Raw genomic sequence first — 23,330 nt, forward strand, 5'->3', positions numbered from 1 at the left:
CGGCGGCGCCTCGCGGCGCCCGCCGAGGAGCCGGCGGCAGGCCGCTATCCGCGCCCGCCGCGCGCGGGAAGGAACACCCTCTGAGGCCGGCAAACCCTTTGCGCCAGCCTGCCCCTTGGAGTACCTGAACGCATCCGTCGCATCCCCTGAACAGCGTGGGTCATAAGGGCGGGCGGCGAAGGCCGGACTCCACCTCGTCGCTCGTCGATCGAGGCCAGGGCCGCTTCTGCTGCTCCGCTCGACGCTCGAGCCGCGCTGGGATGGGCCTCTACGACGGGGGCCGAGCGCGCGCCGCGCCCGCCCCCCGCGCCTCGGGTGCAGGTCCCCCATGGAAGAGACGTCGAACATCCAGCAGAAGGTTCCGGTCAGCATCCAGGACGAGCTCCGGACGAGCTACCTCGACTACGCGATGAGCGTGATCATCGGCCGCGCGATCCCGGACGTGCGCGACGGCCTGAAGCCGGTGCACCGCCGGATCCTCTACTCGATGAACGAGCAGAAGATCGGCCCCACCGGCGCGCACAAGAAGTGCGCGCGCGTCGTCGGAGACGTCCTCGGCAAGTACCACCCGCACGGCGATCTCGCGGTCTACGACGCGCTCGTCCGGATGGGGCAGACCTTCAGCCTGCGCTACCCGCTCATCGACGGGCAGGGCAACTACGGCTCGGTCGACGGCGACTCGCCCGCGGCCATGCGGTACACGGAGTCGCGCCTGTCGCGGATGGCCGTCGAGCTGCTCGCCGATCTCGACAAGGACACGGTCGACTTCGTCCCGAACTACGACGACTCCGAGCTCGAGCCGAGCGTCCTGCCGGCGAAGTTCCCGCAGCTCCTGGTGAACGGCTCCGGCGGCATCGCCGTCGGCATGGCGACGAACATCCCGCCGCACAACCTCGGCGAGATCATCGACGCGACGATCGCGATCATCCGCAACCCCGACGTCACCCTGGAGGAGCTGCTCCACCTCGTCCCGGGCCCCGATTTCCCGACCGGCGGCCTCATCTACGGCAAGAGCGGGATCGTGCAGGCGTACACGACCGGCCGCGGCTCGATCACGATGCGCGGGCGCAGCCAGGTCGAGAAGACGATGAAGGGCGACCGCGAGCAGCTCGTCTTCACCGAGATCCCCTACCAGGTGAACAAGGCCCGGCTGGTCGCGAAGATCGCCGAGTGCATGAAGGAGAAGCGCATCGAGGGGATCAGCGAGGTGCGCGACGAGAGCGACCGCGAGGGGATGCGGATCGTCGTCGAGCTGAAGAAGGACATCTTCCCGCAGGTGGTCCTGAACCAGCTCTACCGGCTGACGGATCTCCAGGCGACGTTCGGCGTCATCAACCTGTCGATCGCGAACGGCCGCCCCGCGGTGCTGAGCCTGAAGGACACGCTCTCGCACTTCATCGAGCACCGGCGCGAGGTCGTGACGCGGCGCTGTCGGTTCGAGCTCCGGCAGGCCGAGTCGCAGCGCGAGCTCGTCGAGGGGCTCGGGATGGCGACGAGCGACATCGATCGCATCGTCGCGACGATCCGGGCCTCGAGCGATCCGGACGACGCGCGGGAGAACCTGCAGAAGCTGCCGCTCCGGGGGCTCGGCGAGTTCCTCCGGCGCGCCGGCCGGCCGGAGCCCGAGTGCGCCGAGGCCGACACGCGCGGTGACTACTTCCTGTCGGAGCGGCAGGCCAAGGCGATCCTCGAGATGCGGCTGTCGCGCCTGACCGGCCTCGAGCGGGAGAAGCTCGCGAAGGAGTACGGCGAGCTGTCGCAGACCATCGAGCGGCTCCGGGCGATCCTGGCCGACATGGGGCTGCTCATGAACGTGATCGTGATGGAGCTCGAGGAGATCAAGGCGCGCTTCGGCGACAAGCGGCGGACCGAGATCGTGCCGGCCGAGGCCGAGATCCAGATGGAGGACCTGATCCAGGAAGAGGACATGGTCGTGACCATCTCGCACGCCGGCTACCTGAAGCGGACGCCGACCTCGACGTACCGGGCGCAGCGCCGCGGCGGCAAGGGGATGGTGGGGATGGAGGCGCGCGAGGAGGACTGGGTGAGCCAGCTCTTCGTGGCGTCGACGCACTCGTATGTCTTCTTCTTCAGCGACAAGGGCAAGGTCTTCGTCAAGAAGGTCTACGAGATCCCGCAGGCGCCTCGGAACGCGAAGGGCCGGGCGATCGTGAACTTCGTCGGCATGGAGCCGGGGGAGAAGGTCGCGGCGATCACGCCGGTGCCGAGCTTCGACGGCGAGACGTTCGTGGTGACGCTGACCCGCCGCGGGCAGATCAAGAAGACGGCGCTCAACGAGTACGAGAACTACCGGGACAAGGGGATCATCGGCGTGCGGATCGAGGAGGGCGATCAGCTCTTCACGGCGGCGCTCACCGACGGCAAGCGCGAGCTCGTGATCGCGACGCGGAGCGGGATGAGCATCCGCTTCCCCGAGGACCAGGTGCGCCCGACGGGCCGCGCGACGATGGGCGTGAAGGGCATCGAGCTCGACGAGGGCGACGTGGTGGTGGGCCTCGGCGTGAGCGGCGACGGGCGCGACCGGGTGCTCGCGGTGTGCGAGCGCGGGTACGGCAAGCAGACGCCGCTCGAGGAGTTCCGGCTCCAGAGCCGCGGCGGCAAGGGCGTCATCCTCATCGACGCGAGCGAGCGGAACGGGCCGGTCGTGGGCGTCGCCATGGTGAGCCCGAGCGACGAGGTGCTGATCGTGACCGATCGCGGGCAGATGATCCGCACCAAGACGAGCGAGATCCGCGAGACGGGGCGCAACGCGCAGGGCGTGCGGATCATGCACGTCGGCCAGGACGAGCGGGTCGTCGCCGTCGAGGCCTTCGCGGCGGACGCGGCCGAGGCCGAGGAGGGCGGGTCGGCGCCGCCGAGCGCGGGCGTGGAGGGGACCAACGGGGTCGCGGATCACGCGGGCGGGAACGGGAGCAGCGAGGTCAACTAGAGCGGGGAGCTAGGGGCCTACGGTGGTCGTCGGGTCGACCGGACGGGGAGCTCGACGGCCGACGAGGGCCGCTAGCTCGGTCACGTGCTCGTCGTGGGCGCCCATCGCCACGAGCGCGTCGGCGAGCTGAAGCACATACTCGACGTTCGAGCCGCTCGGGCCGTGCGACGCGAGCACCTGAGCGGCAATCTCGGGGAGCGGCGCAGCGCCCAGATAATCGGGGTTATCGGGCGTGGCCAGGTACACGATGGCCGATCGGGCCGAGATCTCCGCGCGCGCCGCCGCCCCGTCCTCGAGGTGGAGCGGCACGTCGTGGCGCGCATAGCCGCCCTTCTCGCGGTGATCCAGCGCGCGGAGCACCTCGTCGAGCTCGGCCCCGGCAACGCGATAGGCCATCCCCCAGCAGCGCGCGCCAGGCGACGGAATCAGCGTGACCACCCGCCCGGGCGCCCCGGGGACGCCCCGATGATCGGTGGATCCCTGCCAGAAGCGGCGGGCCCACCCCGTGATGTACCCGGGCGCCATCTGCTCGAAGCGGAAGGCAGGCCGCCAGATCAACGAGCCGTAACCGAAGATCCACGTCTCGCGGTGCACGGAGCGATTGTACCAAACCGCGCCGGCCGTCAGCCGCCGCAGCTCACCCCTCGAGCAGCTCGAACCGGATCCCCGCCGCCTGAAGCCGCTCGATGAGCCGCTCCCCCATCGCGACGACTGGCGTGATGACCCCGGCGCGCGCCGGCAGCCGCTCGCGGTCGAACGCCATGCAGAGCGCCGACTCTGCCACCATCTTGGCCGTCTCCGAGTAACCGGGATCGCCGCCGCTCACCCGCGTCACCACCTTGCGCGACGCGCTCTTCCCCTGGAAGGTCACCTGGAACCAGCTGCGCGCCCGCTCCTCCGCGCTCGGCCCCTCCCCCGGGCTCCGCACCTTGCGGAGCAGCTCCCGCGTCGGCCCCACCTTGGCCAGCGCCGTGACCGCGCCGAAGCCAGCGATCCCCATCACGAGCTGCAGCCCGGATTTGACCTGCACGTTGTGGCTGTACTGGAAGTCGGGGCCGTAGGCGTCGAGCTCCCGCGCGCTCCGCAGCACGACGAGCGGATCGATGCTGGGCATCGGGCAGAGCCATGCGCGCAGCCCCTTCTCGTAGCGGATGCGCGTCTTGAGCCCCCGCACCCTGCGCGCCCCGTGCGCGTCCTCGCCGCGCGCGGCGCCCTTCCTGGGGCCGGGGCGCGCCATGATCTCGAGCAGCGACTGCCAGGTGCCGCCGGAGAAGCTGGCGTGCGCGCGCACGATGCCCTCCACCACGATCGGCTCGCCCGCGGGGAGCTTCGTCACCGTGAAGAGCACCCCGAGGTCGTGGGGGATGCTGTCGAAGCCGCAGCAGTTGACGATCCGCACGCCCCGCGCGCGGGCGGCCTCGTGGTGGCGCTCGATGAGGCGGTCGACGAACCCGGGCTCGCCGGTGAGATCCGCGTAGTCGGTGCCCGCGCGGATGCACGCCTCGACGAGCGGCTCGCCGAGCGCCGTGTAAGGACCGACCGTCGTGATGACGACGCGCGCCTGTCGGGCCATGCGCTCGAGCGAGGCCGCGTCGTCCGACGCCGCCTCGATGACGCCCAGCGAGGAGCACGCCGGATCGATCGCCTCCATCGCCGCCTTCACCTCGGCGAGGCGCCCCGCGTTCCGGCCAGCGATCGCCCAGCGGATGGGCCGCTCTTCCGCGCCACGGGCAGGCGCGTCCTTGCCCTTGGTGGCGAGATACTCGGCGACGAGGCGACCGGTGAAGCCGGTCGCTCCGAAGACGATCACGTCGTACGCGCGGTCGCTGGTCATGGGGGCAGCCTTGATACCACGACCGCGGGCGGGAACGTCATCGCCGGCACCACGAGAGCGACGGCGGCACCCAGCCGCCGAACGAGCGCTCCAGGTGCTCCGCCACGGCGATCGTCACATGATCGTTGCCGTGGATCGCCGCCACCTGGACGCCGAGCGGCAGCCCCTCGCCGTTGAGGCCCAGCGGCACCTGCGTCGCCGGCATCTCCATGACGTTGAGCACCGCGGTGTACGTCCACTGGAAGGGCGGCAGGAGCGGCGCGTAGTGCCGCGGCGCGGGGCTCGGATAGGACGGGTAGAGCATCACGCCCTGCGCGCCGATGCGCGACACGAGCTCGGCGCGCAGCGCCTTGCCGAGCTCGAGGGCGCGCTCGACGCGCGCAGGCAGCAGCCCGCCGACGTCCTCCAGCAACGCGAGCCCCAGCGCCGGCAGCGTGTGCGTCGAGCGGCGGACCGACCAGCGGGCGAGCTCGCGCGGGAGGCTGACCGGGCGGCCGTCGCCGAGCAACGCCCGGAACGTGACGCCCCCGGACGTGCCCACCATCGCGGTCCAGATGTCGAGCGCCCGCGCGAGGAGGTCGACCTTCGCCTCGATCACCGTCGCCCCGCAGGCGGCGAGCGCCTCCGCCGCCCTCCGCTGCGCGGCCACGAGATCGGCGCTCACCCGGCGCACCCCGTCGTGCTCGACGGAGAGCACCGTCAGCGCGCCGAGATCGACCGAGGCCGGATCGCCGAGCGGCAGCGGCGCACAGCCCGGATCGCGCGCGTCGGGGCCGGCGAGGATGCGGAGCACCGGCATGAGATCCTCGGCGCGCCGGGCGATCGGCCCCGTCGTCATGAAGCGGAGCCCTCGCTCGCCCGGCAGCGGGAACTGGCCCGAGGTCGGCACGAGCCCGCCGGTCGGCTTGTGGCCGAAGACGCCGTTGAAGAACGCGGGCATGCGGATCGATCCGCCGATGTCCGAGCCGAGCCCGACCGGCGCGCCGCCCGCGCCGACCACCGCGGCCTCCCCGCCCGAGCTGCCGCCCGCGGTGCGCGCCGGGTCGTAGGGGTTGTTCGTCCGGCCGTAGAGCCGGTTGTTCGTCTCCATCCACATGCAGAGCTCCGACACGTTGGTGACGCCGAGCGGGATGAAGCCGGCCGCGCGCAGGCGCGTGACCGTCACGGCGTCCTCCTCCGCGCGCACGCCGGCGCGTGCGACGAGCCCCGCGGAGTTCGGCATGCCGGCGACGGCGAAGCTCTCCTTGATGGAGCACGGGACGCCGAGGAACGGCGGCGCGCCCGCGGCCCCGCCCTGTTCGAGGAGGGCGTCGGCCGCGCGCGCCTCGGCGCGGGCGGCCTCGAACCGGCCCGCCACCATCGCGTTGAGCGTCGGGTTCACGCGCTCGATGTGCCGGATATGGGCCTCCACGACCTCGGCCGACGTCACGGCGCGCTCGCGGATCAGCGCGGCGAGCCGGGTCGCGGAGAGCAGGAGCAGCGGATCTCGTGACAGCATGCGTGCGACCGAGGATCAGGCTCGGGACGACGACCCAGGTCAAGGGTCCGCCACCCCGGATCCGTCGATCGCCCCCCGCCCCATCCCGGGCGCGAGACGCGCGCGCCCCTCGCCGGGCGTCCTTTTGGACGCCGGAGGCGCGAGCGGCCTACTCCTCCGTGGCCTGCTCCGCGCCCGCGGCCTGCCCCGTGCCCGCGCGCTGCACCGGCGCGGCGGCGACCGCGCGCACCGGCGCTCGCTGCGGGAAGGCCCACCGCACCGCCCCGGTGACCAGCCAGTCGACCGCCCCCCGGTCATCGACCTGGATGCCTGGATCGACGTACACCTGCACCCGTTCGCTGAGCTCTGCGCCGACCTCCAGCACGCTCGTCGACACGACGCGGTGCACGCCGCGGTGGTCGATCGAGAACGCCTGGTCCGGGCTCACCCAGAACCCGTGCGGCAGCTCGATGATCGCGAATTCCCTGATCGTCGACTTCTGGATGGCGTTCCGCTCCGGGTCGCCGCCGAACGACACCGCGTGCTGCAGCTGGGCCCCCAGCCGCGCGGGCCGCGCCACGCGGAAGTACGCCTGGACGAGGGGCGCCACCTGGTTCTTTCCCGCGCCGAGCGCGCGCTTCGTCGCCGAGTCGAGGACGAGATCCGTGCCCAGGACCAGCGCGAACCGCGGCGTGGCGACCACGCGGACGAGCGGCCGGATCAGGATGTCGCCGAGCCCCATGTCGCGCTGGCCCTCGGTGTCGCCCGCGTACGCGAGCGGCAGGTCTGCGCGCAGCGAGAAGTTCCTGGTGAAGGCGTAGTCCCCCCGGAGCACCGCTGCGTTGAAGAAGCCGTTCTTACCGATCGAGTAATCGTCCCGGAGCTCGAGGAAGGTGCTGAAGTTGGCGGCCGCCCTCGGCGGCGTCCGGGGCGCCGCGGCGGCGGGCCTCTCCGGCGCGGCAGGTGGCTGCGCAGGCGGCGCGGGTGGAAGCGACGGCCGCGCGGGCTGTGCACCGGCGATCGCCGTCGGATCCCCTGGCTGCGCAGGATCGGCGCGGGCCGCCGCGGCGCCGCTCAGCGCGAGGAGCCCGACCGTGCCGAGAGAGGCCACGCGGCGGCGCTTCAGACCCCAGGGCGAGACCGTCCGATCGGCAGGGCGCGCCTGCGCGACGCGATGCGCTTGCATGCCGGGTTCATGGGTGTGTCGCGCGATCTGGCGGCAGTCAGTTCAAGACAGCAGTCTGCACTTCGGGGGCGCATGAGACGACGTCCGGTGTTTGCGCACCTCTCCCCCGGCGCCCCAGCATCCTGGCCGCGCCCTCGCTTGCGCGCGCTCCACGCGACGCGCTCGGCGCGCCTCGCTCGACTCGCCCGGCGTCGCGCTCGAGCGACGCATCCGTGCACATCGAGCGCAGCGCATCGCCGTTCGAGACACTGCAGACCGAGCTCCCGGACAGCGCCGATCCGTGCTGAACATCACGTGGTTCACGTGCGCGCGCTCGAACAAAAAACTGCACGAAATGCCGCAGAAACAAGCGATCTGTAAAGAAACAACTTGACGCGACGCAGCAGCTCTGTAGGGTAGAAGCATCTACGCCATGCAGAAGCCGATGTGCACCGCCAGCGCCCACGCCTCCGGCGATGGGACCCTCGCTGAGAAGGTTGTGCACCCCGCTTCGTTGGCGTCCTCGACGGCGCGTTCGTCCGTCGTCGTCGAAGGCGGCGTTTCCGTCGGGCTCCTAGCGGGCCTAGTCATTCCTGCGCTCATCAGCCTAGTTGACGTCGTCGGGCTGATTCGCGTCGGGAACGGTTGCGGGCCGCCGCTCTGAGCTGAGACAGCATGGAGATAGGCCCCCGCACCGAGATGGTCCGGGGGCTTTCGTTTTTTTCGGCCTGAGGGTTCACGGAGAGCAGCCGTCGTCGAAGGAGGATCAGGTGAGCAAGGAACATTCGAGGAAGAATCGGGAGGACGCCTCGATCGAGGCCGTCGGCCAGCGCATCGCGGAGCTCGCCGAGCTCGTCGCCGCGGGATGTGGGGTGCCCGTCGCGTCGAGCGCCGTGCGAGAGGAGTTCGAGGCGCTCGTCGACGAGATCCGCGCCCGAGCCAGCGGGGGCGCCGTCCGCGCGCCCCAGCGCTCCTCGACGCGCCTCGTGGGCGCGCGCCCGCACGGCGACGCCGCGGAGGCCTCGTTCGAGTTCCATGCCGACCCGCCCTCCGCGCGCTCCAACATGGACCAGCGCGCTGATCTGCGCGCCAAGCCGGCGAGCGCGCCGGGCAGCTCCCGCGTCGTGTCGCTCGACGACGCGCGCAGGGTGCTCGACGCGATCCGCCGCGAGGAGAGCAGCGGCGGCGGCCCTCGGGAGGATCTGCAGCGCGCGATCGCCTAAGTTGCTGAGCCTCTGAGAAACGGCGGAACCCCGCGGCCAAGGCGCCCCCCATGGGCCCCACCTTCACCCGCGTGACTCGATGGAGTCGGGAATTATGAAACGAACCGGTGCACAGATTATCTGGGAAGTCCTCGTCCGCGAAGGCGTGGACGTGGTCTTTGGCTATCCGGGCGGCGCGATCATGCCCGCCTACGACACGATCCTCGGTTACCCGATCCGCCATGTGCTCGTCCGGCACGAGCAGGGCGCGGCGCACATGGCGGACGGGTACGCGCGCGCCTCGGGCAGGGTCGGCGTGTGCGTCGCCACCTCGGGGCCGGGCGCGACGAACCTCGTCACCGGGATCGCGACCGCGATGCTCGACTCCTCGCCGATCGTCTGTATCACCGGGCAGGTGTCCTCCAAGCTGCTCGGGACCGACGCGTTCCAGGAGACGGACATCACGGGCGTCACCCTGCCCATCACCAAGCACAACTACCTCGTGACCGACGTGGAGGACATCGCCCCCACCCTCCGCGAGGCGTTCTACATCGCGCGCTCGGGCCGCCCGGGCCCCGTGCTCGTGGACATCACCAAGGACGCCCAGCAGGCGTCGATCGATTTCGAGCCGCCGAAGGGCGAGGTCCGCTTGCCCGGCTACCGCCCCTCGCAGCACGCCGTCCAGACGGACATCGAGAAGGCGATCGACCTCATCGACGAGGCCGAGCGGCCGCTCATCCTGGCCGGTCAGGGCATCGTCAGGGCCGAGGCGACGCGCGAGCTCCTCGCCTTCGTCGAGAAGACGGGGATCCCCGTCGCCTCCACGCTGCTCGGCCTCGGCGGCTTCCCGGCGAAGCACCCCCTCAGCCTCGGCATGATGGGGATGCACGGCGAGGCGTGGGTGAACAACGCCATCCAGGAGGCCGACCTCCTCATCGCGCTCGGGATGCGCTTCGACGACCGCGTGACCGGCAACCTCAAGACCTACGCCGTCAAGGCGAAGAAGATCCACGTCGAGATCGACCGGTCCGAGATCAACAAGAATGTCAAGGTCGATGTCGGCCTCATCGGCGACGTCCGGGACACGCTGCTGTCGCTCATCCCCGGGTGCAAGCAGCGCGACCGCGGCCCGTGGGTCGATCGCATCAACCTGCTGAAGGGCGACTCGGCGGTCCGTGACATTCAACAATTGCCGTACAACGAGAAATTGTACGCCGCGCACGTGTTGCACGACCTCTGGCGGCTCACCGACGGCAAGGCGCTTGTGGTAACCGACGTCGGCCAGCACCAGATGTGGGAAGCGCAGTACTACAAGCACGATTACCCGCGGAAGCTCATCACCTCGGGCGGGCTCGGCACGATGGGCTTCTCCCTGCCGGCGGCGATCGGCGCGCGCTTCGCGAAGCCGGAGGACGAGATCTGGGTGGTCGTGGGCGACGGCGGCTTCCAGATGACCGCGTGCGAGCTCTCGACCTGCGCGCAGGAGGGGCTCAAGGTCCACGTGGCCGTCATCAACAACGGCTACCTCGGCATGGTGCGGCAGTGGCAGGAGTTCTTCTACAACCGGCGCTACTCGGCGACCCCGATGCGCAGCCCGGATTTCGTGAAGCTCGCCGAGGCCCACGGGCTGACCGGCATCCGCGTCACGAAGCGCGAGGAGATCGCCGCGGCCGTGGAGCGCGCCCGCGCCACGCCGGGCACCGTGGTCGTCGACTTCCGCGTGGAGCAGGAGGATAGCGTCTATCCGATGGTCCCCGCCGGCGCCGACCTGAACGACATGATCCGGCGCCCGAGCCCCATCGTGGAGACCGGGGAGGACCCGTGAACGCGCCAGCAGACCCACGCGCCCTGGGCGCGCGCTCCAGCGTGAGCGTGCGCCCGTCGGACGGGCGGGGCGCGCCCGAGCGCGCCGCGGCCGGAGCCGGGCGCACCACAGACAAGAGGGACTTTCAAGAGGCATCCATGGATCGACCCATCCTGCGCACGTTCATCGCCTACGTCGAAGACCGCCCCGGCGTGCTCAACCGCGTCGCGTCCCTCTTCCGGCGGCGCGCCTACAACATCGAGTCGCTGAGCGTCGGGCGCACCCACATCGCCGGGATCTCGCGCCTGACCCTGGTCCTCGAGGCGGACGAGGACGGGGCGCGGCGCCTGGAGGCGAACCTCTACAAGCTGGTCAACACCCTCTGGGTCCGGGACGTCACCCACACCGCTTCGGTCGCGCGCGACCTCGCGCTCATCAAGGTGAAGGCGGACGCGACGAGCCGGGCGCAGGTGCTCCAGCTCTGCGAGGTGTTCCGCGCGCGCACCGTCGATGTCGCCCCCGAGGCGCTGACCATCGAGATCACCGGGACCGGCGACAAGATCGAAGGCCTGCTCGATGTGCTCCGCCCGTTCGGGATCATCGAGATGGTGCGGACCGGGATGATCGTGATGACCCGCGGCGCCGAGGAGGCCGAGGCCCGGTTCGACTCGATCCCCGTGCGCACGGCCGAGAACGGCGCATCGTGACGGTATGACGACGGTGTAGCGACGGTGTAAGACGGTGTAAATAGCGCGCGCGGGACGTGAACGACGTGAAGGACGGGAGCCGCGAGGTGCGGGTCCCGGTTGTAAGGAGAGAGAGATGGCTAAGATTTTTTACGATAACGACGCGGATCTTTCGCTCATCCAGAGCAAGAAGGTCGCGATCGTGGGCTATGGCTCCCAGGGGCACGCGCACGCGCTGAACCTGCGCGACAGCGGCGTCACGGTGATCGTCGCCCTGCCCGAGGGCAGCAAGAGCCGGCCCAAGGCGCAGGCCGCGGGGCTGCAGGTGGCCACGGTGTCCGAGGCCGCGAAGGCCGCCGACGTCATCATGATCCTCGCCCCCGACACGTCGCAGGCGCGCATCTACAACGAGCAGATCGCGCCGCACCTCGGCCCGGGCAAGACGCTCATGTTCGCGCACGGGTTCAACATCCGCTTCAACACGATCACGCCCCCCCCGTCGGTCGACGTGTCGATGATCGCCCCGAAGGGCCCCGGCCACCGGGTGCGCGAGACGTTCGAGGCCGGCGGCGGCGTCCCGGCCCTCCTCGCCGTCCACCAGGACGCGAGCGGCAAGGCGGAGGCCCAGGCGCTCGCGTACGCCAAGGGCATCGGCGCGTCGCGCGCCGGGGTGCTCCTCACGACGTTCGCGGAGGAGACCGAGACCGACCTCTTCGGCGAGCAGGCGGTGCTCTGCGGCGGCGCGAGCGAGCTCGTGAAGGCCGGCTTCGAGACGCTCGTCAACGCCGGCTACCAGCCGGAGATCGCGTACTTCGAGTGTCTGCACGAGCTCAAGCTCATCGTCGACCTCATGTACCGCGGCGGCCTCAACTACATGCGGTACTCGATCAGCGACACCGCCGAGCACGGCGACTACGTGTCGGGCCCGCGGGTCATCACCGACAAGACGCGCGAGGAGATGAAGCGCATCCTCGCCGAGATCCAGAGCGGAGAGTTCGCGCGCAAGTGGATCGCGGAGAACGAGGCGGGCCGGCCGAAGTTCGACGCGACGCGGGCGAAGGAGCGGGAGCAGCGGCTCGAGATCGTGGGCGCCAACCTGCGCAAGATGATGCCGTTCATCGATCCCGTCACCATCAAGCCCGGCGACTGAGCCTCTCCACTCGTGGGAGGCGGCGGAGAACACCATGCCTGAGATGATTGCGAATCAAGCGATGCCCCCGTCCGATTACGTCCGCATCTTCGACACGACGCTGCGCGACGGCGAGCAGTCGCCGGGCGCGACGATGACATCGTCGGAGAAGCTCGAGATCGCGCTCGCGCTGGCGAAGCTCGGCGTCGACGTCATCGAGACGGGCTTCCCCGCCGCTTCCCCCGACGATCTGCTCGCCGTCCAGACGATCGCCGAGCGCGTGGGTGCGGCAGCGGTCCCCGGCCGCCCCGCCGCGACCCCGCCGATCATCTGCGCCCTCGCCCGCGCCACCAAGGTCGACATCGACAAGGCGTGGGAGGGCGTGGCCCGGGCCGCGCACCCCCGGATCCACACCTTCCTCGCCACGAGCGACATCCACCTCAAGCACAAGCTCCGGATGACCCGGGCCGAGGTGCTCGACCGCGTGCGGGCCATGGTCGCGTACGCGCGCGACCTGTGCGCCGACGTGGAGTTCAGCCCCGAGGACGCCGGCCGGAGCGAGCCGGAGTTCCTCTACCAGGTGCTCGAGGCCGCGATCGCCGCCGGGGCCACCACGCTCAATATCCCGGACACCGTCGGGTACACCATCCCGAGCGAGTTCGGCGCGCTCATCGCCGGGATCCGCAAGAACGTCGCGGGGATCGACCGCGCCATCGTCTCGGTCCACTGCCACAACGACCTCGGGCTCGCGACGGCCAACGCGCTGGAGGGCATCCGCGCGGGCGCGCGCCAGGCCGAGGTGACCATCAACGGCATCGGCGAGCGCGCCGGCAACACCGCGCTCGAGGAGATCGTCATGGCGCTCGCCACGCGCCGGGCCGTCTTCGGGCTGCGCACCGGGATCGACACGACCCAGATCGCCACCGTGAGCCGCCTCGTCAGCGCGGCCACGGGCTTCAACGTCCAGCCGAACAAGGCGATCGTCGGCGCCAACGCCTTCGCGCACGAGTCCGGCATCCACCAGGACGGGATGCTGAAGCACCAGGAGACGTACGAGATCATGCGGCCGGAGATGGTCGGGGTGACGCAGACCCGGCTCGTCCTCGGCAAGCACTCGGGCAGGCACGCGCTCCGCAACCGGCTGGAGGAGCTCGGCTACCACCTCGACGAGGCCCAGCTCGCGGCGGCGTTCGCCAGCTTCAAGGCGCTCGCGGACAAGAAGAAGCACGTCACCGATCCCGACATCGAGGCGATCGTCTCGACCACGCGGGCGCAGGCCGACGATCTTTACACGCTCGACGCGCTCCAGGTCGCCTGCGGGACCACGGGCATGCCCACCGCCACCGTCCGCCTCCGCGGGCCGGACGGGGCGCTGCACGTCCGCGCCGCGATCGGCACCGGGCCGGTGGACGCCGCCTACCGGGCGATCGACGAGATCGTCCGCGTGCCGAGCAGCCTCCTCGAGTTCTCGGTGCACGCGGTGACCGAGGGCATCGACGCGCTCGGCGAGGTGAGCGTCCGCGTCCGGGCGGACGCGACGTCGAGCAAGCGGCACCCGCAGCACGACGCCGCGGCGCGCGTCTTCCACGGCCACGGCGCTGACACCGACATCCTGGTGGCCAGCGCGAAGGCGTACCTCACCGCCCTGAACCGGCTCCTCGCGACCTACGGCGTCGAGCCCAAGGACGACGCGGCGGCGTCAGAGAGCAACCAGAGCGGCCACGGCGCCGCCGTCGAGACCGCGAGGTAGGGCCGTGCGCCGAGCCCAGGAGGCCCCCGAGGGGGGCGACGGGCTCGGCGACCCGATCTCGCTGCACAAGGAAGTCGAACCTTATGAATCCGCCTCATAACGGCGCGGAGCAGGGCGCCCGCCCCTCGGACCGCGTCGACGTCTACGACACAACGCTACGGGACGGCACCCAGCGCGAGGGCATCTCGCTCGCGTGCGAGGACAAGCTGCACATCGCGCGCCACCTCGACGCGTTCGGCCTGACCTTCATCGAGGGCGGGTGGCCTGGCTCGAACCCGAAGGACGCGCAGTTCTTCGAGCGTGCGAAGGACATCGAGTGGAAGCACGCGAAGATCGCCGCGTTCGGCTCGACGCGCCGAGCCTCGCTGGCCCCCGAGGACGACCCCGGGCTGCGCGCGCTCCTCGCCGCCGGGACGAGCGTCTGCACGATCTTCGGCAAGAGCTCGGTCCAGCACGTGACGGCGGTGCTGCGCACGACGCTCGACGAGAACCTCCGGATGATCGAGGAGACCATCGCCTTCCTGCGCGCGCACGGCCGCCGCGTGATCTACGACGCCGAGCACTTCTTCGACGGGTTCGCGCTCGACCGGTCGTACGCGACCGAGACGCTCCGCGCCGCCGTGCGCGGCGGGGCGGAGGTTGTCACGCTCTGCGACACGAACGGCGGCTCGATGCCCTGGCAGATCGAGGCGGTCGTGGCCGAGATGAAGGCGGCGCTGGGCCACCCGCTCGGCATCCACGCCCACAACGACGGCGAGTGCGCGGTCGCCAACTCGATCGCCGCCGTGCGCGGAGGCGCCCGCCACGTCCAGGGCACCATCAACGGCTACGGCGAGCGCTGCGGGAACGCGAACCTCTGCGCGATCATCCCGAACCTGGAGCTCAAGCTCGACCTCCGGGCGCTCCCGGACGGGGCGCTCCGCGGGCTCACCGAGCTCTCGCACTACGTCGCCGACGTGGCGAACCTCTCCCCCGACGATCACATGGCCTACGTCGGGCGGAGCGCCTTCGCGCACAAGGGCGGCGTGCACGTCGCGGCGATGCGGCGCGAGCCCGCGTCCTACCAGCACATCGATCCCGCGCTCGTCGGCAACGCGATGCGGACCGTGGTCAGCGAGCTGTCGGGCCGCGGCAACCTCCTCAGCAAGGCCGAGGAGTTCGGGCTCGAGGTGCCGACGGGCGCCGAGGTCGAGGTGCTGGAGCAGATCAAGGAGCGCGAGGCGCGCGGCTCGTCGTTCGAGGCGGCCGAGGCGTCCGTCGCGCTGCTGCTCCGCCGGAGCTCGCCGGGCTACAAGCCGCCGTTCCGGCTGCTCGACTTCAAGGTCATCGCGGGCCAGCGCGAGGGCGTCGGCACCTTCGCCGAGGCGATGATCAAGATCGCGGTCGACGACGAGGTGGTGATCACGGCGGCCGAGGGGTCCGGCCCCGTCAACGCGCTCGACGGCGCGCTCCGCAAGGCGCTCGCGCCCGTGTTCCCGGCCGTGCGTGACATCCAGCTCGTCGACTACAAGGTGCGTATCCTCGACGGGCGCGACGGCACCTCGGCGACGACGCGCGTGCTCATCAACAGCCGCGACGCGCATCGCCAGTGGAGCACCGTCGGCGCGTCGACGAACATCATCGATGCGTCCTGGCATGCGCTCGCGGACGGGATCGAGTATGGGCTCACGCTCGCAGCGAGAGAGCCACAGCAGTACACATCCACGTTGCCTGCCAGCGAGGTCGCATGAAGGCCAATATCGTTCTTTTGCCCGGCGACGGCATCGGCGTCGAAGTGGTCGCCGAAACCCGCGCCACCCTCGACGCTGTCGCCGCCCAGTTCGGCCACAGCTTCAGCTACTCAGAGCACCTCATCGGCGGGTGCGCCATCGACGCGACCGGCACGGCGCTGACGCAGGAGACGCTCGACGCGTGCCGCGCGGCGGACGCCGTCCTGCTCGGCGCCGTCGGCGGCCCCAAGTGGGACAACCCGAGCGCGAGCGTCCGCCCCGAGCAGGGGCTGCTCGCCCTGCGCCAGGGGCTCGGCCTGTACGCCAACCTGCGGCCGATCCGCCTGTTCCCGGAGCTCATCCAGGCCTCTCCCCTCAAGGCGGAGCGGCTCGCGGACGTCGACATCCTTGTCGTCCGTGAGCTGACCGGCGGGCTCTACTTCGGCAAGCCGCGCCTCCGCGAGGAGGTGAACGGGCGCCGGCGCGCGGTCGACACGCTCGAGTACACCGACGAGGAGATCCAGCGCGTCGTCGAGCTCGCGTTCCGCCTCGCGTCGTCGCGCAGGCGCCTCGTCACGTCCGTCGATAAGGCGAACGTCCTCGAGTCGTCGCGGCTCTGGCGCACGGTGGCGACCGAGGTCGCCGCCCGCCACCCGGAGATCCGCATCGAGCACCAGCTCGTCGACTCGTGCGCGATGCGGCTCATCACCTCGGCCGCGGCGTTCGACGTCATCGTCACCGAGAACATGTTCGGCGACATCCTGACCGACGAGGCCGCCGTGCTCGCTGGCTCGCTGGGGCTCTGCCCGAGCGCGTCGCTGGGTGATGGGACGCGCGGGGTCTACGAGCCAATCCACGGCTCGGCGCCCGACATCGCCGGCAAGGGGCTCGCCAACCCGATCGGGACGATCCTGAGCGCCGCGATGCTGCTCCGGCACTCGCTGCGGCTCGACAAGGAGGCGGCCGTGCTCGAGCGCGCGGTGGCGCAGGCCATCGCCGGCGGCGCACGGACGGCGGACCTCGGCGGCAAGCTGTCGACCCAGGGGATGGGCGAGGCGGTCCGCGCGAAGCTCGCGGGCTGAGCGCTCCCTCCAGGCGGCCTCGGGCGAGCCCCTCACGGGGCTCCCCGCGCGCGATCGACGGCGCAATCGCGCTCTTCTCCCCCCTTCCCTGCACGGTCATCGACGTGTGGACACGAGGCCCCTTCGCGGGCCGCTCCCACGCGTCGCTCCCAGGCTGTCCAGTCCACCGTTTTCCTCGCTCGAATCCATCGCTCTTCGCACCCGATCATCGACCAGGACGGGACGGGATGTGTCGTGGACGGGTCCGATGGTGGCCCAGACGATCTCCTGTGCGAACCGCGGGAGCATGTGCTCCGGAGACGCGGTCGCGCGGCTCTCCCCCATCACCCTTCACGCTGGAGATCCTGGCGGACGACACGATCGCGCGAGCCTTCATGAAGCATCCTTCGCCGCGCGACGGTCCCTCGCGGCCGACGCCCGGGTGCTCCGCGCCATCCGATTCATCTCCGTTGATCGAGCTGTTCGCATTCCAGGACACCGATCACGTTGATCGAGCGAGAAATGAGCCGCCAAGGCGCCAAGGACGCCAAGAACAACACACAATCTTGGCGTCCTTGGCGCGCTTGGCGGCTCAAATTCCTGCTCTTTTCTGGGGTTTCAACCCGTTTGTCGCTCCAGGCACCACTGCCGAAGCCTCATGAGGACGGGCCTCCCCGCGCCCGGTCCTCGCCAGCGTCGCAGTCCGGCGCCCGGGATCTGCGACGAGCGCGCGCTGCCGCCGGAGCACGTGGGAGGCCGGCGCGCGCCGCGCGGCCGCGGCTTGCGCTCTCCCGGGCGGCCGCGGCTCGCTCCCAGCGCGTGACGCTTCCCTCGCGGCGCGCACGGCCTCGCAGAAAGCGTCCATGGTGTCTCAGGTGTCCTTTCTGCGGTAATCGACATCACCTCCCGAACACCACACATGATCGTGCGGCGGGGGATCTCAGGTCCCCGCGTGTCAAAGCTCGTCGCCATGACGGGCGATGACTCCATTCGACATGGATTGATGTGCACAGGAGAACGGGAACATGAGCCAATTGACGAAGTTCGCATCGCTCATCGCCCTCTCGACGGCCCTCTCCGCGGCTGGTTGCATGGCCGAGGCGACGACGTCGGACGCGCCCACAGACGACGTGATGAGCGAGACCGACGAGGCGAAGCAGGCGTTCCAGGCCGAAGAGGCGGATTCCGCTGATCAGGAGTCGAGCGCGAATCCGGCGATGGACGAGAGCGCCACGGACCCCGGCGCAGCAAGCGCCAGCGCGCCGGCCCCCGGCGCGCCCGATGTCGGCGCCGTGGACCCCGGCTCGGCGCCCCCGACCGGCGAGGAGGAGGTCGGCGAGAAGCCCGACGCGGCGCGCTGGTGGGGCGGCGGCTGGGGCTTCCGGCCCTGGGGCTTCCGGCCCTGGGGCTGGGGCGGCTGGGGCTTCCGGCCCTGGGGCTGGGGCGGCTGGGGCTTCCGGCCCTGGTGGGGCGGCTGGGGCGGCGGCTGCGGCTGGGGCGGCTGGGGCGGCGGCTGCGGCTGGTAGGGCGCCGCGCTAGCACGGTTCGCGTGAGAAGGCCCTGCTGACGCCCGCTCCGCGCCCCTGCCCCTGGTGCGGCGCCGCCGCGGCTCGGTCCTCGCCACGGCGGGACGCCGGCAAGGGGTCATGAGCGGACGATGAAGCGACGGGCCCCTGACGGGTCGAGGCTCCCTCACGCGGCCGCGGAGGGGCCTCGACCGCCACCGCGGTGCCCCCGGATCACCCGCACGGGTCTGCGAGCGGTCCGGGGTACCCGGGCTCAGGCGTCGGCCTCGACGAGGCTCTGGACGCGGCTTACGAGGAAGCGGGTCCTCTCACGTAGCACCGCCACGTGCCCCCCCATGCAGGTGAGATAGGAGGCCGCCCGCGCGGCGCGACGGTGCGCTGGCGCTACCGGGCGGAGGCGGTCCGCGTCGAGCCCCCGCGCGCCGCGGTGGGGCGCTCGAGCGGCGCTTCCGGGCGCCCGAGCTTCTCCGCGCGCTCGGTCACCCAGAAGCGCTCCGCGTCGGCCGCGGTCCAGGCAGACTCGTCGAGCAGCGGGAGGAGCGCATCGGACAGCGCCCGCGCGCTCTGGAAGCGGTGACGCGGGTCCTTGGCGAGGCACCGCAGGACGAGGCGGTCGACCGCGCGAGGGACGGTCGGGCCGCCCCGCACCGACGGCGCGAGGGGCGCCTTCGTCATGTGGGCGACGAAGAGCTGCCCCGACGACGAGCCCTCGAACGGCAGCTCCCCGGTGAGCAGGAAGTAGAGCGTGCCCCCGAGCGAGTAGATATCGCTGCGCGCATCCGCCCGATCGCCGCGACACACCTCCGGTGCCATGTAGGCGGGCGTCCCGCAGAGCATGCCGCTGTTCGTGAGCTCGGCGTCGCGGCCGCCCTCGACCATCCGCGCGACGCCGAAGTCGAGCAGCTTGAGGAAGTCGTGATCGTCGCCAACGCGGGTGACGAAGAGGTTCTGCGGCTTGATGTCCCGGTGGATGATCCCGGCCTCGTGCGCCTCGATGAGCGAGCGGCAGGCCTGCAGGGCGAAGCGCAGGGCGCGCGCCACGGGCATGGGGCCGTAGCTGCGCACGATCGCGGCGAGATCGGCCCCGCGCAGGTGCTCCATGGCGATGTAATAGATGCCGTCGTCGCTCGCTCCGAAGTCGAAGATCCGGATGGTGTGCGGATCGCTGAGCTTGCTCGCCGCGTGCGCCTCCTGCTCGAAGCGCTTCGGCACCGCCGGGTCCGGCGCGTCCCGCGTCCGGAGGAGCTTGAGGGCGACGTCGCGGTGGAGCGTCTCGTCCCACGCGAGCCAGACCTCGCTCATCCCCCCTTTGCCGATCGGCGCCTCGAGCCGGTACCTGCCCAGCTTGCGCGCCTGATAAACCTGCTGCTGCGCGGCCCACACGACGTGGCTCGACAGCGCCCCGATCACCCCCGAGGCAGGGACGAAGATGTAATGGCTCGCGGCCGTGAGCAGCGTCGTCGGATCGAGCCACGCCGCCAGGATCGACGGGGAGAAGATCGCGGCGATGCCCATCGTCGCCGGGAAGGCGAGGAACATCGGCGCGGAGGCGAGGAGCGCCTTGCTGAACGGCGCGGGCACGAGCGCCGTGCGGAGCAGCACGACGATGGAGAGCCCGTGCATGTACGCGCTCGTCAGGCCGCCGAAATCGAGCGCCATCAGCGAGATGAAGATCGCGGCGGTGAGGAACGCGGCCTCGTACCCGAGGAGCACGACGCGCCCCGAGAGCGTCGGGCGCCCCGAGAGCCGGTACACGGCGAGGGAGAGCGCCTGCTCGACGACGCGCAGGACGATGCAGCGCCACACCGGCGCCGCGGGGTACAGCACCGTCGCCATGAACACGTCGACGAGCGTGAATGCCGGCCATATCCAGAGCGCGACCCGGAAAGCGCGGCGGACCGCGCGACGCACGCTCTCCGTGTCGTGGGCGCCCGGAGCGCTGCGCCGCGTGCCGAGCGGGCGAGTCTCGCGCTCTCTGAGCGTGCGCGCCGCGGCCGAGCGCTCAGCGCGGAGAGCCTCTCGGAGCAGCGCGCGCTTCATGGCAATCTCGAGGGTCGCCAGAGCCACGCCGAACGTCAAGCGAGCGTTATGGGCTTCTCGTGCGGCAGGTTTCCTCGGCCACGATGCCTGGCTGCACCGCCCGCGGTCTCCCACCCCGGATGTCGTACCAACATGACCGTTCGCCGCCCCACATGCCGTGTTCGTCCGCCGTGCACACACATGCCCGTGAGGTCATGAATCCTGTCAGCGCCTCGGGGGAGCGGCGTGGCGGGACGCCGAGGCGCGGCGGGGTAACCGGGGGCAGCTCGGGGCTCGGGTCTCGCTCGTCGCCTTGGCCGCCGGCCCGCGGCGCCGATCAGGCGAAACGCGCCGCTCGCGCCTCGGCGCCGCGGGCTCGAGCTCAGCGGGCCCTCACGCCTCGGGCCGCGGCGGTCGCCCTGGTCAACCGGCCGGATCCATGCTTGAAAGCTCGCCACTGTGCCGATCTCGCCCGAGAGCTTTCGCCGGCTGTTCGCAAGCCGCCCCGTCATCCTCGCGCCCATGGAGGACGTGACGGACGCCGTGTTCCGCCGCATCGGCCGGGAGCTCGGCGCCGAGCTGTGCGTGACGGAGTTCGTCAACGTCGAGGGGCTGCTGCGCGGCTGCAAGACCGCGCGGCGCAAGCTCGCCCTGGCCGACGGCGATCAGCCGACGGCGATCCAGATCTACGGCGCCAACCCGGAGCGCCTCGCCGAGGCCGCGCGCGTCGCCGAGCAGGCCGGACCGGCGTTCCTGGACATCAACTGCGGCTGCTGGGTGCCGAAGATCGCCGGACGAGGCGCGGGCGCGGGCTGGCTCCGCGATCCGGAGGCGATGGTGGCGATGGCCCGGCTCGTGACGCGCTCGGTCGCGCTCCCGGTCACCGTGAAGACGCGCGTCGGCTGGGGACCGGAGTCCCATATGCCGATCGTCGACCTCGCGCGCCGCCTCGAGGACGCCGGCGTCGCCGCGCTCACGATCCACTGCCGCACGGCCCAGATGGGGCACAGCGGCGCGGCCGACTGGGGCTGGGCCGCCCGGGCGCGCGAGGTCGTGTCCATCCCTGTCGTGGTGAACGGCGACATCAAGACCGCCGACGACGCGGCCCGCGCCCTCCGCGAGACGGGCTGCGCCGGCGTGATGGTCGGCCGCGCCGCCATCGACCACCCCTGGATCTTCCGCGAGGCCCGGGCCCTCCTCGACGATGGCGTGCACCTCCCGCCGCCGACGGCCGAGGAGCGGCTCGCCCTGTGCCGCGCGCACCTCATCGCGAACACCGAGGCGCGCGGCGAGCCGCACGGCGTGCGCGTGACCCGGCGCCACCTGACCGGCTATCTCCGCGGCCTCCCCGGCGCGTCGGCCCTCCGGCGCGAGCTGCTCTTCTGCGACAGCCTGTCGGGGTGCCTCGACATCCTCGACAGCGCCGCGCAGCGGCTCGCGGCCTGAGGCGCGGCAGCCTGAGGCGCGGCAGGCCGGCGGCGGAGCCTACATACCCACGGGCGTCGCGTCGTCGACCGGGGCGGGCTCGCCGTTCTGCCGCTCGGCGCCCGGCGGCGCGCCCATGGGATCGTGCGGCAGGCTCCCGCGGTGCGAGCGGAGCAGCACGTGAGGCGTCGCCAGGAGGAAATTCGAGACGCGGGACGTGTAGATGTCCGCCGAGCGCTCGATCTGCCGGGCCAGGTGGCTCTTGTCGTTGCCCGTGCGGAGGAGCAGCCCCCACCTCGGGTTCAACGTCTCGGCCGACGCCTTCGCGAGCGGCGCGATCCGCGCGTCGAGCGCCGCGAGGCTCGCCTTGAGCTCGTTCATCTTCGCCTGGATCTCGCCCTCCGTCGCCCCGGCGACCGGCCCGTAGCCGGCGCGCATCCGCTGGAGCTCCAGGCGCAGCCTGGCATAGACGCGCTCCGCGTCCTCCTTCTCCCGCATCCAGAGATCGAGGCGCACCTCGGCCCCGCGCGCCTCCTCGATCGCGAGGATCTCGTCCTCGAGCTCCCGGATGATGAGCGCCGTCCGCCAACGCAAGGCGCTCTTCGACACATGCACATCCCCATAGATGTGATCGCCGATGTAGAGGATCTCGTCGCCGGACAGCCCCAGGTGGTGCTCGACGAGCCCCGCGTTGCCGCCCAGGTAGTGCCCGCCCACGCGCAACCGGCCGGCCGGGCGCAGGAGGCCATCCTCCGTGACCACCTCGAAGAGCGGGCTACGGCTCGCGAAGAACTCCGGCTTCCGCGCGGAGACGATGACCACGTCGAACAGGTCGCGCCACGTCATGCCGCCCGGCAGGAAGCGGTCGAACGCGTAGCTCATCATCGCGCGCGTGTAGACCCACTCCGAGTTCGTGATCAGGACGAGCTTCTTGCCCGCCTCCCGCTGGTCGAGCAGCGTGAGCGGGATCTCCGGATCGAGCAGCACGAACCGGTCCGGATCCCCGATGATCTCGGCCTTCAGCTGCCCCTCCATGTGCGTCGCGTCGAGGCGATCCTTCACGCGGCGATAGAGGTCGCTGTAGCCGAGCACCTCGGGCAGCCGGCGCTGATCGAGCAGATCGACCAGCTTCGCGTACATGCACCCCTCCGACAGAGAGAAGAGCGTGTTCAGGAAGACGTAGCGCCCGTCCGCGAGGTCGACGATCGTCCGCGCGTAGGTCGCGCGCTGGGTCTCGAAGTCGATCGGCTTCGTGCCGTGGAAGGCCCGCTTCACGTAGCCGAACCGGTTCACCTTGAGCAGGTTGCCGAGCTCGGTGTCCAGGATGAGCCCTCGGATCACGAGGTCCGGCTCGAACGTCAGGTCCCCGACCGGCCAGCCCTCGCTCTCCAGAAGATGCCGGAGGTGCTCATAGGCCCGACGCTCCCACGCCTCCACCCGGTAGTGGATCAGCGTGTAATCCATGTCGTATCCGATCGCCTTGATCGAACGGAGATTCAGCGTCCGGTTGCAGAAGATCCCCCGCTGCTTGGGCGGCGGGGCGGCGAGGCAATCCAGCTTGTCCATGGTGATCGCCCGGAGAGCGGTCGTGAG

General features: G+C 71.1%; 17 protein-coding genes. 11 read left to right on the forward strand and 6 right to left on the reverse strand.

The features are described 5' to 3' along the window. Positions 1–328 precede the first annotated feature (328 nt). Positions 329–2,950: a DNA gyrase subunit A gene (gyrA, locus tag WMF22_RS20650; protein ID WP_437300762.1), complete on the forward strand. Its 2,622-nt coding sequence runs from the start codon at positions 329–331 to the stop codon at positions 2,948–2,950. Between the two features lie 9 nt (positions 2,951–2,959). On the opposite strand, the gene WMF22_RS20655 is transcribed toward gyrA, so the two are convergent. The 4 genes from WMF22_RS20655 to WMF22_RS20670 all read right to left on the reverse strand — a co-directional run bounded on the left by WMF22_RS20655 (position 2,960) and on the right by WMF22_RS20670 (position 7,447). After that, positions 2,960–3,544: a gamma-glutamylcyclotransferase gene (locus tag WMF22_RS20655; RefSeq protein WP_437300763.1), complete on the reverse strand. Its 585-nt coding sequence runs from the start codon at positions 3,542–3,544 to the stop codon at positions 2,960–2,962. Positions 3,545–3,587: 43 nt separating this feature from the next. Beyond that, positions 3,588–4,784, reverse strand: a complete 1,197-nt coding sequence (locus WMF22_RS20660; RefSeq protein ID WP_437300764.1) for a saccharopine dehydrogenase family protein — start codon at positions 4,782–4,784, stop codon at positions 3,588–3,590. A gap of 37 nt (positions 4,785–4,821) precedes the next feature. Beyond that, entirely contained in the window at positions 4,822–6,282 is a 1,461-nt protein-coding gene (locus tag WMF22_RS20665) for an amidase (protein WP_438036788.1), read from the reverse strand. 148 nt (positions 6,283–6,430) lie between these two features. Further along, positions 6,431–7,447: a hypothetical protein gene (locus WMF22_RS20670; RefSeq protein ID WP_438036789.1), complete on the reverse strand. Its 1,017-nt coding sequence runs from the start codon at positions 7,445–7,447 to the stop codon at positions 6,431–6,433. A gap of 412 nt (positions 7,448–7,859) precedes the next feature. Between WMF22_RS20670 and WMF22_RS20675 the strand changes: the two genes are divergently transcribed. From WMF22_RS20675 to WMF22_RS20715, 9 genes are all read left to right on the forward strand, one after another. After that, positions 7,860–8,090 carry a hypothetical protein gene (locus WMF22_RS20675; protein ID WP_437300767.1) on the forward strand — a complete coding sequence of 77 codons (231 nt, stop codon included), beginning with the start codon at positions 7,860–7,862 and terminating at the stop codon, positions 8,088–8,090. A 106-nt stretch (positions 8,091–8,196) separates the two neighbouring features. Further along, complete coding sequence (locus WMF22_RS20680; protein WP_437300768.1) at positions 8,197–8,649, forward strand: hypothetical protein; 453 nt, start codon at positions 8,197–8,199, stop codon at positions 8,647–8,649. Positions 8,650–8,743: 94 nt separating this feature from the next. Beyond that, positions 8,744–10,453 (forward strand): biosynthetic-type acetolactate synthase large subunit, encoded by a 1,710-nt coding sequence (gene ilvB / locus WMF22_RS20685; RefSeq protein WP_437300769.1) that lies wholly within the window; start codon positions 8,744–8,746, stop codon positions 10,451–10,453. A gap of 137 nt (positions 10,454–10,590) precedes the next feature. After that, positions 10,591–11,139 (forward strand): acetolactate synthase small subunit, encoded by a 549-nt coding sequence (ilvN, locus tag WMF22_RS20690; protein WP_437300770.1) that lies wholly within the window; start codon positions 10,591–10,593, stop codon positions 11,137–11,139. A 115-nt stretch (positions 11,140–11,254) separates the two neighbouring features. Next, the gene (gene ilvC, locus WMF22_RS20695; protein WP_437300771.1) at positions 11,255–12,268 is read left to right on the forward strand and encodes a ketol-acid reductoisomerase; all 1,014 of its coding nucleotides are present in this window, start codon (positions 11,255–11,257) and stop codon (positions 12,266–12,268) included. Between the two features lie 34 nt (positions 12,269–12,302). Continuing rightward, the gene (locus tag WMF22_RS20700) at positions 12,303–13,997 is read left to right on the forward strand and encodes a 2-isopropylmalate synthase (protein ID WP_437300772.1); all 1,695 of its coding nucleotides are present in this window, start codon (positions 12,303–12,305) and stop codon (positions 13,995–13,997) included. An 83-nt stretch (positions 13,998–14,080) separates the two neighbouring features. Next, complete coding sequence (cimA, locus tag WMF22_RS20705; protein WP_437300773.1) at positions 14,081–15,727, forward strand: citramalate synthase; 1,647 nt, start codon at positions 14,081–14,083, stop codon at positions 15,725–15,727. After that, the gene (gene leuB / locus WMF22_RS20710; protein ID WP_437300774.1) at positions 15,724–16,788 is read left to right on the forward strand and encodes a 3-isopropylmalate dehydrogenase; all 1,065 of its coding nucleotides are present in this window, start codon (positions 15,724–15,726) and stop codon (positions 16,786–16,788) included. The genes cimA and leuB overlap by 4 nt, the downstream gene beginning before the upstream one ends. Before the next feature lie 1,004 nt (positions 16,789–17,792). Continuing rightward, complete coding sequence (locus WMF22_RS20715) at positions 17,793–18,293, forward strand: hypothetical protein (protein WP_438036790.1); 501 nt, start codon at positions 17,793–17,795, stop codon at positions 18,291–18,293. 384 nt (positions 18,294–18,677) lie between these two features. Here the strand turns inward: WMF22_RS20715 and WMF22_RS20720 are convergent, their stop codons facing one another. Continuing rightward, a complete protein-coding gene (locus tag WMF22_RS20720; RefSeq protein WP_437300776.1) occupies positions 18,678–20,204 on the reverse strand; it encodes a serine/threonine-protein kinase in 1,527 nt (508 codons plus the stop codon). Between the two features lie 567 nt (positions 20,205–20,771). Here WMF22_RS20720 and dusB point away from each other — a divergent pair. Then, positions 20,772–21,758, forward strand: a complete 987-nt coding sequence (gene dusB, locus WMF22_RS20725) for a tRNA dihydrouridine synthase DusB (protein WP_437300777.1) — start codon at positions 20,772–20,774, stop codon at positions 21,756–21,758. Between the two features lie 39 nt (positions 21,759–21,797). Here dusB and WMF22_RS20730 read toward each other — a convergent pair whose 3' ends face one another. Then, on the reverse strand, positions 21,798–23,303 hold the full coding sequence (locus WMF22_RS20730) for an HAD-IG family 5'-nucleotidase (RefSeq protein WP_437300778.1): 1,506 nt from the start codon (positions 23,301–23,303) through the stop codon (positions 21,798–21,800). Positions 23,304–23,330: the final 27 nt, after the last annotated feature.

Origin of the sequence: Sorangium sp. So ce204 (genome assembly GCF_051526795.1) — a bacterium.
Taxonomy (GTDB): Bacteria; Myxococcota_A; Polyangia; order Polyangiales; family Polyangiaceae; genus Sorangium; species Sorangium cellulosum_B.